The sequence below is a fragment of the Dyella tabacisoli genome (genome assembly GCF_003350925.1).
Lineage (GTDB): Bacteria > Pseudomonadota > Gammaproteobacteria > Xanthomonadales > Rhodanobacteraceae > Dyella_C > Dyella_C tabacisoli.
Map to the genome: position 1 here is coordinate 73,948 of NZ_KZ857176.1, position 11,179 is coordinate 85,126.

The 11,179-nt window shown below is 58.3% G+C and carries 8 protein-coding genes; 5 read left to right on the forward strand and 3 right to left on the reverse strand.

Annotated features, from left to right (window positions below):
- Positions 1-251 precede the first annotated feature (251 nt).
- The 4 genes from DVJ77_RS10070 (at position 252) to DVJ77_RS10085 (ending at position 6,528) form a co-directional block, all read left to right on the forward strand.
- Positions 252-1,994 carry an RICIN domain-containing protein gene (locus tag DVJ77_RS10070; protein ID WP_114845387.1) on the forward strand — a complete coding sequence of 581 codons (1,743 nt, stop codon included), beginning with the start codon at positions 252-254 and terminating at the stop codon, positions 1,992-1,994.
- 239 nt (positions 1,995-2,233) lie between these two features.
- The gene (locus DVJ77_RS10075; protein ID WP_114845388.1) at positions 2,234-4,366 is read left to right on the forward strand and encodes a M13 family metallopeptidase; all 2,133 of its coding nucleotides are present in this window, start codon (positions 2,234-2,236) and stop codon (positions 4,364-4,366) included.
- 181 nt (positions 4,367-4,547) lie between these two features.
- On the forward strand, positions 4,548-4,892 hold the full coding sequence (locus DVJ77_RS10080; protein ID WP_114845389.1) for a hypothetical protein: 345 nt from the start codon (positions 4,548-4,550) through the stop codon (positions 4,890-4,892).
- A 499-nt stretch (positions 4,893-5,391) separates the two neighbouring features.
- Complete coding sequence (locus DVJ77_RS10085) at positions 5,392-6,528, forward strand: hypothetical protein (protein WP_114845390.1); 1,137 nt, start codon at positions 5,392-5,394, stop codon at positions 6,526-6,528.
- Positions 6,529-6,984: 456 nt separating this feature from the next.
- Here the strand turns inward: DVJ77_RS10085 and DVJ77_RS10090 are convergent, their stop codons facing one another.
- From DVJ77_RS10090 to DVJ77_RS21095, 3 genes are all read right to left on the reverse strand, one after another.
- Complete coding sequence (locus DVJ77_RS10090; RefSeq protein ID WP_114845391.1) at positions 6,985-8,118, reverse strand: FAD binding domain-containing protein; 1,134 nt, start codon at positions 8,116-8,118, stop codon at positions 6,985-6,987.
- 167 nt (positions 8,119-8,285) lie between these two features.
- The gene (locus DVJ77_RS10095; protein ID WP_114845392.1) at positions 8,286-8,594 is read right to left on the reverse strand and encodes a UBP-type zinc finger domain-containing protein; all 309 of its coding nucleotides are present in this window, start codon (positions 8,592-8,594) and stop codon (positions 8,286-8,288) included.
- A gap of 488 nt (positions 8,595-9,082) precedes the next feature.
- The gene (locus tag DVJ77_RS21095) at positions 9,083-9,229 is read right to left on the reverse strand and encodes a hypothetical protein (protein WP_162791447.1); all 147 of its coding nucleotides are present in this window, start codon (positions 9,227-9,229) and stop codon (positions 9,083-9,085) included.
- An 82-nt stretch (positions 9,230-9,311) separates the two neighbouring features.
- Between DVJ77_RS21095 and DVJ77_RS10100 the strand changes: the two genes are divergently transcribed.
- Positions 9,312-10,988: an FAD-dependent oxidoreductase gene (locus DVJ77_RS10100; protein ID WP_114845393.1), complete on the forward strand. Its 1,677-nt coding sequence runs from the start codon at positions 9,312-9,314 to the stop codon at positions 10,986-10,988.
- Positions 10,989-11,179 lie beyond the last annotated feature (191 nt).

Genomic DNA, 11,179 nt, shown 5'->3' on the forward strand with positions numbered 1-11,179 from the left:
GGAAACGTTGCGCAGGGTGTGACTTTTCGGATCATGCTCGTGACGAGTGGCGTTTCCTGCCATAGCTGTTGATACTTTTTTTCGGGCCACCTTTCAGGTGGCCCTCTCAAAGGGAGCGCGTAACGCTCTCGCAGTCGAAGTCGCAGTCGATTTGAACGGCAAAGCCCCTGGCTTTGCCGAGGTACTTACTCGCCTGCAGGCGCAGTGGCGCATCAGGCTGACCAAGCCATCGAGAGAAGGGGGGAGCACTCATGTCATTTGAGCCAGTTATAGGGCAGTTCTATCGGATCGTCGCGAAGCATAGTGGGAAGGTCGTCGAGGTCCATCACAACAAGGTGGATCGCGGCATGCCGATTCAGCAGGGCGACTGGGTCGGTGGGGAGTATCAGCAATTTCAGTTCAATCGGACCGGGCAGTACTACAACATCGTAGCCCGCTTCAGTGGGCGGAGTTTCGATGTGCCGGGCGAATCGTCGGCCGATGGCCTGGGCATAGTCCAGTGGGACAGGCACGACTACTCGGTCAATCAGCAGTTCGAGTTCCTTCCTGCGGGAGGCAACGCGTACTACATCGGCGCGCGGCACAGCCAGAAGTTTCTCTGTATGAAGGACGGTGGCAAGGACTATGGCGTGCCGCTCGTGCAGCAGGTCTGGACCGGGGGGGATCATTTTCAATTCTCGTTTGTGGCGTGCGAACCGTATGTCAGCGCGCGTGCGTTACGCGAGATCGTGCTTCGCGGTTCGGATCCGATTCGCGACTCCGTCCTGGCGCTTACTGGCCTGATTCCCAAGGCGGGCGGCGGTGTGAAATTCCTTCTCGGGCTGCTCTGGAAAGACTCAGGCGGAACCCTGATCGAGCAGGTTCGCGACTACGTGCGCAATGTCGCGAAGCAGATGATTGACGAGGAGTACCTCAATAACCTCGCCAAGGACATGGACGGAATCAAGAACGTCATCAAGCAGTACACGCAGGCAACATTTGGTGGGGACAAGGGTCAGTGGATGACCTCTATGTTGCAAAAGCTCGAAGCATCGCAACCCTACTATTTCGATGAGCGCGCCCCGGAGAAAACACTTCCGCACCTCCTTACGCTTGGCACGATGCATCTCTCCGCACTGCGCGAACGCTACGACGATTTCGAAAAATTATACGGAAAGAAGCCTGATAAGCCGGAGGTATTGCTTAAGGATCTGCAAGATCGCGTTACGCTTTACGTCAATGGGGCGAAGACCGCACGAGAGAAGACGCTGGAATGGCGGTTGAAGTACATCGAGTTTTCGCAGAAGGTCACCTATGTCAACGGGCATCCGCATCACGACGTCTTCATCGTCGAGGACAGTTACGACGGCTTTCGCTACGTTGCCGACGCGGGCCAGATTGATCGCAGCCGTGCCGAAGGCACGGAGGTCTTTGAAGAGCGCAAGCGTCAAGTGAAGGAAGCCTTCAACGCGGAACTTGATATGCTCTTCGGTCCCGCGCTGGTCTGGAAATACATTAACCCCGCACTGACGGTAGTGCCGAACACCGTGCGTGTGACTTCCGCTTCAGGGCTTTTCGGCGCGAAGCGAGGAACAGCGTTCGGCGGTGAGAGGCTGGCTGTGGCAAACATTCCGATCAGCGAAATCGGGATCAACCTCAATGCTGCGGGCGATCGCGTGCTGGGATTGCATATCGCGCGCGGCGCAGGGGGAGGCATGAACACCTGGGGGGCCTACGCGTCACCTGGATCGTTGCGACGCCACACCTTCGGCAAGGGCGAGTTCGTTACCGCTGCGTATGGCAATCACGGCGGTCCGGGCGACCCGCTGTACTCGCTCTACTTCGTCACCAACAAAGGGCACATCGTCGGTGGTGGGCGGCGCGATATAGGCAAGCAGTGGGGGAGTGAGGCACCGATCGGAACAGACACCTTGTTTGATACTGTTTTCGGCTGGGCCAGTAACGATCGGATCGAAGGTCTTGGCTTCAAGTGGAGCTACGCGCGGAAGGAGTGAGGTTAGAGAAACTCGGCACAAGCAACGGCCGTAAGCGGATCTTGCAGCTAAGCCTGTTTGCAGGCTGGCGCGCAACGTCCGCTTGCGGCCATCGCCGATAGCACGGCGCAATCCCCTGACCTTCGACACTGCCTGACCTTCGACACTGTGTAACCCCACACCCCGCAGCCTATCGTGACAAGCCATAGCGGTATCCGGCGTTGTGCCTGCCGGGTTGTCCACGTTGCGAGAAGGTATCCATGACCAAACCCTATCTGAAGCCCATTACCGTTGCGGTAAGCCTGGCTTTGTCGTTGAGCGCCTGCGGCAAGCACGAAGCCGCAGCGGAACAATCCACGCCAGCCAACAGCACCAGCACCGCACCAGCAAAGGCGGCCAGCGTCGCCGTTGCGGCCACAGCAAAGAGACCGTTCGACGTCAGCGAGCTGGATAGCAATATCGCTGCTTGCCAGGACTTCAACGGCTTCGTCAACGCCAAGTGGGTAGCCGCCAATCCGATTCCCGAGGACCGCAGCGGCTGGGGCGCCTACGATGCGCTCGCCGAGAGCAGCCTCAACACCCAGCACGATATCGTCGATACGGCCAACAAAAACGCCGATCGTGCGCAGGCCGGCTCGATCGAGCAGAAGATCGGCTGGCTGTACCGCTCGGGCATGAACGAGGACGCCATCAACAAGGCCGGCTTCGATCCGATCAAGCCAAAGCTGGACGCGATCGGCAAGCTTAAGTCCGCTGCCGACGTAATCGACTACATCGACCGCAGTTTCAGCGAGGGTGACCAGCCGCTATTCAACTTCGGCGCCAACCCGGACTACCAGGACGCCAAGATGCAGATCGGCTACGCCAGTCAGGGTGGATTGGGTCTGCCGACCAAGGATTACTACAGCGACCCGGCATATGCCGATATCCGCGTTGCTTACGTTGCCTACATCGCCAAGTCGTTCCAGCTCACTGGAGTGCCTGCGGATGAGGCGAAGACACAAGCCGACCAAGTGATGAAGTTCGAGACTCAGCTCGCCGCCGCTTCGCTGTCACTGGTGGAAGAGCGCGATACGAAGAACCAGTACCACTACGTCACCGTAAAAGAGGCCGACAAAGTCACTCCGCACTTCAGTTGGCAGAAATTCTTTAGCGCGCAAGATCTGACCATCAGCAACGGCTTCTCGCTGACGCAACCGAAGTTCTTCGCCCAGATCGACAACATGCTCGTCGGCACGCCGGTCGCCCAGTGGCAGGCCTATTTGCGCTTCCACGCAATCGATGGCGCGGCCAACGATCTGTCCGAGAATTTCCAGAATGCCAAGTTCGCGTTTTACGGCCAGGCCCTGTCGGGTCAGCCGCAGCAGAAGCTGCGTTGGAAGCGCATGCTCGGCACCGTCAACGGCGACATGGGCGAAGCTTTGGGCCAGCTCTACGTGGCCAAGATGTTTACCCCTGAGGCGAAGCGGCGCGCCGAAGAACTGGTCGATAACGTGCGCAACGCGCTAAAGGCGCGTATCGAGAACCTCGACTGGATGAGCGACCAGACCAAGGCCAAGGCCATCGCCAAGTGGGACACCTTTCTGCCGAAGATTGGCTACCCCGACAAGTGGCGCGACTGGTCGGGTCTTGAGATCAAGCCGGACGACTACTACGCCAACGTCAAGGCGGCGGCCAAATTCAACTACCGTTACGACATCGGCCATATCGGCAAACCCACCGACCGCAAGGAGTGGAGCATGACGCCGCAGACGGTCAACGCCTATTACAGCTCGTCCGACAACACGATCAACTTCCCGGCCGCCATCCTGCAACCGCCGTTCTTTGACGCCACCGCCGACGATGCGATCAACTATGGCGGCATCGGCGCAGTGATCGGTCACGAAGCCAGCCACGGCTTCGACGACGAAGGCAGCCAGTTCGACGGTGAGGGCAACAACAAGAATTGGTGGAGCAAGGACGACCTCGCCAAATTTAACGCGCGCACCGACAAACTGGTGCTGCAGTTCAACGAGTACGCCCCGATCAAAGACAAACCCGACACGCACGTCAACGGCAAGCTGACCCTGGGCGAGAACATCGCCGATCTGGGTGGCCTGAACGTAGCCTACGACGCACTGCAGACAGCGCTGAAAAAAAGCTCGAAAGATCCCGCACAAAAAATCGACGGCTACACCGAGGATCAACGCTTCTTCTTCAACTGGGCGCGTATTTACCGCTCAAGCATGCGCGAGAAGAAAGCCCTGCTCTACGTCAATACCAACGTGCACGCACCGCCCGCCATGCGCGTGATCGGCGCGCCGTCGAACATGGAAGCATTCGCTGCCGCATTTCAGTGCAAGCCGGGCGATACGATGGTTCGCTCGCCCGACAAGCAAGTGAAGATCTGGTAAGCCTTCAATCGCCCGAAGCGGATGTCGTAGGTTGGGGTGAGCGCAAGCGAACCCCAACACAGCGAAACTCATCAACATCACGGCCTTGTTGGGGTTCGCTTGCGCTCACCCCAACCTACATCGTGAGGCTTGGCATTCCAGAGTTTATCGATTACAACTGCGGGGAATCAGGGGAGGGGCAATGGACGAAAAAAACATCGACGCGGCGCGTGAGCGCCGTCGCCTGCGTGCGGCTATGGAAGGCATGGGACGTAAGCGGAGCTTGGCCGTCAGCGGATTCGTCGTCGCGTTGGGCTGTTTAATGTGCGCTGAAATTTACACTCAGTTTCCGAATGCTGTGCGTTGGAGTATGCGTCTGGCCGGCGTACTTGTTTTTTTGCCGCTGGCGCTGCCTTTTCTGCGCTCGGCCTGCCCCCAATGCAAGGGTCGCTATCATTCGGTGGCGAGCATCTTCCGCCATCCCGACCACGCGCTGCCCTGCAAATCCTGTGGCTTCAGTATCGACAAGCACATATCAATGTATTGATTCAGGTGCATGCCAACCTGCTTGCTACTCTTCCTTCAATCGCTTCGATTGGCTCCGCACTTATGGCGGATGTGCCGATCCACAGGTCACTGTTGATTTTTCGATCATGATCGCATCGATGCTCAGATCACGGTAACGAGTGCTCATAGTGATCGATTCAAAACGATAGCGACTGCCAAGCAGTGCTCAGTATCGAAGTCGTAGATCAGCAACATGCCATCGTTCGCCGGCAGTGAATTGTTTATTCGTTCGCTGGGTGCTTATGGATGCTGCGCACACTCTCTAACATGCGCGCTTCGCGACGCGAAGTAATCCATCTGGCTGGCTGTGCGAAAAGTGCACGGTCATTACAGCTCGATGAATTCGTGACCGATAACAGGCAACCCACATGACAGTCAGGGGGATCCATGGTGTTGCGTGTTTTTTTGTTGGAAGGGTGAATCTGCTGAAGAAATCCTGGTAAATCCAGGCATGTCCTAATTCAATATCGGAGTTCACGATGGAAATGCGCTGTTCCCGATTGACTGCTTTAATCGTTCTGGCTTTATCGGTTGGCCAGGCAGGGTATAGCTCTGCCGCTGATGCCTCGCCAGCATCCACTCAGCGGGCCAATCTGGTGGCTCCCCGCACGCAGTTGGTGCAGGCTTCCGCAAGTTGGCCAAACGCTACCAACACCGGATACCAGGCTGAGCCGAACTATCCTGGGCATCTGACCACGTACTCGCCCATTCCGAATGGCACCGCATGCTCCGGCCCGATCGATAGCAACAAGACGTACAGCTACTGCTATTTTCCCAATGGCGTGGAAATCGGTACGGCCGGCGTTCCGGGCATCCCTGTCAACGTCAGGTTTGTTGGGTGTCTGTTCGAGTCCGACGTCAACGGCTTTGGCAATGGCAGTCAGGCTGTCGCCAAATACTCGAATGGCAATAATATTGTTTTCTCGTACTCGACATTCAAGCCTTTGGGTGTAGCTGCGCCGCCGGTTTCCTATGAGCAAGGTGTGTCGTACGGTGTGAATCAGGTTGAGGACCTCCCCACCTACAACGCGGGCAGCTTTTCCGTCGACCATTCAAACTTTTGGGGCTTTGCCGAGGCTATTCAAATTGGCCTGTCCAGTCAGCAGCAGCCTGTCACCATAAGAGACTCCTACATTCATGACACGCGTGCCGATGGCGGTGGTATCGACCATACGGACGGGATCTTGTCCAACGACGGCGACACAGTCGCTTACCTCACCATCGATCACAACACTCTCGTCTCGGTGGCGAACAATGAAGCTATCGCGCTTCAGTACAGTACGGCCTACTACGATCACGTCACAGTGACCAACAACTACGTGTCCGGCTGGCATAACACGGTGGACTTTGGCGGCGATGGTGCCGGCAATACCAACGACACCTTTACCGGAAACGTATACGGCACCGATCTGATGCCGACCAACTCGGCCCTTTACAGCGTCTATGACGGCGATAACCGCTGGGAGAAGGCTTTTGGCAATACCTGGCGTAACAACACGCTTTACGTCGTGCCGGGTAGCAGCTATATGCCCGTCACCGATAGCGGCAAGTTCTGGGTGCCGCAGTGGACGGACCAAGGCTGGCCGCTTGTTTGGGCGGCCGATTGGGCTCAATAGTGTTTTGATGAAAGCCCGTTCATAAGTCCCTTGTCGGGCGATGATGTTGTACTTCCCTCTCTCCCCGTCGTGGAGAGAGGGAAGGTATGGCCTTGCCGTCGAACGTATAGCCTCGGCTCGGGGCGGACATCACCCACCAACAACTCTGCGCCCTTATCCGTTATTGATCCTGCATGTTGAAGCGACGAAGCGCGGTCGTGAATTGACGCAACTCATCGTCGGTCCAATGTCTGATGCGCTCATCAAACACAAGGCCTCGCTGTTCGAGCGCCAGATTCAAGGGCGCCCGGCCTCTGACACCGGTGTGGCCGGGTAGGGACCCTGGGTTGCAGGCAAGGCTCTGGAGCCAGACAGAGCAATTACTGGCCGTTTAACTACTGGCCGTCCAACTACTGGCCGTTTGATAGAAGCCCCATCGGCCAGTACGCCGCCCAAGGCTGGCCATGGCGCAGCGGACTAATGGGCGAGTGATTCGGACATCGACTGACCCAGCCGGCGTCCGTAGTCGACCATGGCGCGGCCCTCGGGAAGGCGGGCACGCTCATAGGCGGCCAGCGCCTCGTCCACCGGCCGGCTAGCCAGGGCGTTAGCCAATGCCATCGCATCGGCCGCGGCCTTTGCTACACCCATGGCAGTGTGAGGGCGGGCAATAAAGGCCGCGTCCCCAAGCAGTACGACGCGGCGGTTCACCATGCGCGAACTCTGATAATCGTAGATCGGCTGCACGAACGGCTGAGACTCTGCGGCTATGGCCGCTGCGAATGGTGGAGGAAGCTGTGATCTGGCGTCGGCAATCAGAGCTTCGCGCATGTCGAGCGGCAGCTCGCCGGGACCCAGGGAGAGCGAGCCAGTGCGCTGGGCATGGTTGAGCAGATCACTCAATGACTGAGCAGGTAGCTGGCGATACCAGACCCAGTTGTAACGGCGTTCACCCACCGCAATCTGCCCATTGGAACCGGGCACCAGGTAGCCAAGCGCCTGCGTTCCTTTGCCGAAATGGAAAGCGAAGCGCTCGAAGAGTTCGTCTGCGGCCTGCCGGGGTATTGCGTCCTCGGCCACCAGGCCGCGCCACGCCGTGTAACCAACGTAGTCGGGTCGGATGTTGGCGGTGGCATCTTCGTTTACGACATTACGTACGATCGAGCCTTGTCCGTCCGCGCCGATCAGCAGATCGAACTCGAACGTGAGGCCGTCGGCGAGCATGGCCTTGACACTTTGATGGGACGGCACGATCTCGCTGACCGTAGCGCCGGTAAGGTAAAGCTGCTCCGGCAGCAGTTTGCGAAAACCGTCATAGAGCAGGTCCCAGGACATCTGCATCTGAGGGCGGGGATCGCGCGTTATCACGTTGCCGTATAGATCCAGCACGATGCGTTCGTTCGCCCATACGCCGGTCTCCGCCACATGGGGAAGGCCCACCATATGAAGGATGCGGGTGACCTGCTCTTGCACTACCAGGCCGGCGCCGCGCCGGGCCAAGCCGTGACGCGCGCGCTCCATCACGATCACCTGGTGACCGTGCCGCGCCAGGAGCACCGCGGCAAACAGGCCACCAACGGAGCCACCGACAATGCCAATGCGCAAACTCATGATGGTTCTGGCCCCCCGTTGGGCATAGTTTGGTTGTGGTCGATGTTGATTACGGCGAGTTCGGCCGCCAAAGCTATTCGTCCTGGAGGCGGTACAGGGCGGCCAGGCATGGTGAATATCCGAATCAGGGGTGCCGAATGCTCATGAAGCGATGAGCTGCCGAGTCATTAGTAATAGCGCGGAATGGGACCTAGCTGAGGGGTCATGCGATCGCGAAGGTCGAACAAGATTTCGTCGACATAGCACCAGCCCCAGCCTTCGGGTGGGTCGTAGCCTTCGATGATCGGATGCTGGGTGTGTTGGAAATGCTTTCTGGCGTGCCGGTTCGGTGAATCGTCGCAACAACCCACGTGGCCGCAACTGCGACAGATGCGCAAGTGGACCCAGACGTCTCCGGATTTGAGGCATTCCTCGCAACCACGCGCACTGGGCGTGACGTCACGAATGGAAGCGAGATGGCCGCATGGGTGGGGCATTGGGAAACTCCATTGTCAGCAGAAGAGGCGATCTACACTTACATTAGCCATTGGAATCGCATGCGTCGGGCATTTTGTCTGAGGCGCGTCGCGTGATAAAGCATGGTGTGCGCGTACTCGACCCCTGGGAATGGCGAGCCGTATCTATCGGCTCTTGCCGAAATCCGGGAGGCGTAATCGCTGCCGGTCATAGTCTTACCACTTGTTCTGAATGGATTGAACAAATGTGCGGTTCTATGCACATGAGTCATCTTCACAAACATCATTGGACTACAGTCACCGCCTCGCACGAGAGCAGCGTCGGGCATTGAGACGTCGGCTATTGCAAAGAAGCATCCTCTAGATAATCACACCATCATCTTTGCGGTTTCATTATTCTGGGTCGCGCGACTTACTCGATTGGGGGGTACTTCCCTCCACGCGCTGGGTTATTCTGAGTAAGCGAATGACGGGTGCGGGGTTACTTCGCATCAGACATGGCCGTGCCATCATTGCGAACAAGAGGCCATCATGCGAAAGGCTTCAGTATCTGGATGATGAAAGCCGTACTCAATGGGCAAGCCAACGAAATCGTCGAGTAGGCGCGTGCGGCCTTTGGCGCTGATCGGCAACGGGCGCACGCTGCCGTAGCGCATGAAGGCGCTAATTCCGTAGTGCTTCCGTAGTGCCGTCTAGATCAATGCTTCACGTTTTTGCCTCCTGCCAGTGAGATGCACTATGCAAGACGAGACGCACCATGCTTCATACAACCCGGCCGATCCAGACCCTCATTCACGCGACGCACAACGCTTTCCCCGGCTGACGGGTGAAATGGCCGAACGCATCGCGGTTTATGGCAAGGCCGAGCATTTGCCTGCGGGCACCGCGCTATTTGAGCGCGGTCAACGCGGCGCGGATTTCTTTTTCGTATTGGAAGGCGGCATCGAAATTATCGATCTCGACAATGATGGCCTTCCGCGAACGGTCACTACGCATACGCGCCATCAGTTCACTGGCGAGCTAGACCACTTCAATCAACGCATGATCCTGGTATCGGGTTTGACGACGGTTGAAAGCCGGGTGATTCGCATCACTCGCGAAAACTTCCGCAGGCTGGTCAGCGGAGAGCCCGACATCGGCGAGATCATCATGCGCGCGTTCATTCTTCGCCGCGTAAACATTATCCAGCAGAGTATTGGCGGCGTGGTGTTGATCGGGCCGGGCCATGGCGCCGACACCCTGCGGCTGCAGCGATTCCTGGTTCGCAACGGTTACCCGCATCGGCTGATCGATAGCGATCTCGACCCCAAGGCCGCTGGGCTGCTAGACACGTTCGAGGTCCAGCCGCATTTATTTCCCGTCGTGGTTTGGCCGGACCATCAGATGTTGATGAACCCGTCGACGGCTGAGCTTGCCGATAGCCTGGGTTTGACCGAATCGCTCGATCCTGGTCACGTCCACGACGTTGCTGTGGTGGGGGCGGGGCCGGCAGGCCTGGCTGCGGCGGTCTATGCCGCCTCCGAGGGCTTGGATACCATCGTGATCGAGGGCATGGCACCTGGAGGCCAGGCTGGCACGTCGTCGAAGATCGAGAACTATCTTGGGTTTCCCACCGGTATTTCCGGGCAGGCGCTGGCGGGCCGGGCGCAGATTCAGGCACAAAAGTTTGGTGCGCGCCTGGCCATCTCGCGCAACGTGGTTGACCTCCACTGCGCATCGCAGCCATATCAGCTTGAACTGGACGATGGGCAGCGGGTGACGGCACGCGCCGTTGTGGTCGCGACGGGCGCACGGTATCGCAAGCTGGATGTGCCCAACTACGACCGCTATGAAGGGCAGGGTATTCATTACGCTGCCACGCCGATGGAGGGGAAGCTTTGCGCTGGCGAGGAAGTCATTGTGGTGGGTGGAGGAAATTCCGCAGGACAGGCCGCAGTGTTTCTTTCGCGTATAGCCGCGCACGTGCATATGCTTGTGCGCGGGACGGGGTTGGCGGCGACCATGTCCGACTACCTCATTCGGCGCATCCACCAATCACCCCATATTACCCTGCATACCGAAACGGAGATCGCGGGCCTTGAGGGCGGCGAACGGCTGCAGCATGTGACCTGGTTCGGACGGCGAGATGGCCAACGCGAAACCCGAGCGGTCGCCAATATATTCGTCATGGTCGGCGCCGAGCCGAATACGGATTGGCTCGATGGCTGTCTCGCACTGGATGCGAAGGGTTTCGTTATCACCGGCATCGATAGCGAGGGCATGCCTACCTCGGTACCGTTTGCTACCAGCAAGCCCGGCATCTTTGCGGTGGGGGATGTGCGTAGCGGCTCGGTCAAGCGTGTGGCGTCCGGTGTCGGCGAAGGATCGGTGGTGATCCAGGCTGTGCACAAGTTCCTGAGTCCCGAGGCGGGCTAGATTCCCGATAGTTCCGGCCTCGCACGAATGGCGTCTCGGTTAGGTCGTTATCGCGACAGGGCATGGCTCTTCGCCCAGATACCCGCAGGTCCAAAAAGTCCCCCAACGGTTCAGGTTTCGGCGATGGAGACCGCTTAGGCGCAGAACATTTATGATCGCCTGGAAGCTTGAGAAGATGCGAGCTTTATCAT

Coding starts and splice junctions, on each gene's coding strand:
- DVJ77_RS10085 (WP_114845390.1), top strand. CDS start 5,392: ATGGAAATGCGCTGTTCCCGATTGACTGCTTTAATCGTTCTGGCTTTA.
- DVJ77_RS10070 (WP_114845387.1), top strand. CDS start 252: ATGTCATTTGAGCCAGTTATAGGGCAGTTCTATCGGATCGTCGCGAAG.
- DVJ77_RS10100 (WP_114845393.1), top strand. CDS start 9,312: ATGCAAGACGAGACGCACCATGCTTCATACAACCCGGCCGATCCAGAC.
- DVJ77_RS10095 (WP_114845392.1), bottom strand. CDS start 8,594: ATGCCCCACCCATGCGGCCATCTCGCTTCCATTCGTGACGTCACGCCC.
- DVJ77_RS10080 (WP_114845389.1), top strand. CDS start 4,548: ATGGACGAAAAAAACATCGACGCGGCGCGTGAGCGCCGTCGCCTGCGT.
- DVJ77_RS21095 (WP_162791447.1), bottom strand. CDS start 9,229: ATGCGCTACGGCAGCGTGCGCCCGTTGCCGATCAGCGCCAAAGGCCGC.
- DVJ77_RS10075 (WP_114845388.1), top strand. CDS start 2,234: ATGACCAAACCCTATCTGAAGCCCATTACCGTTGCGGTAAGCCTGGCT.
- DVJ77_RS10090 (WP_114845391.1), bottom strand. CDS start 8,118: ATGAGTTTGCGCATTGGCATTGTCGGTGGCTCCGTTGGTGGCCTGTTT.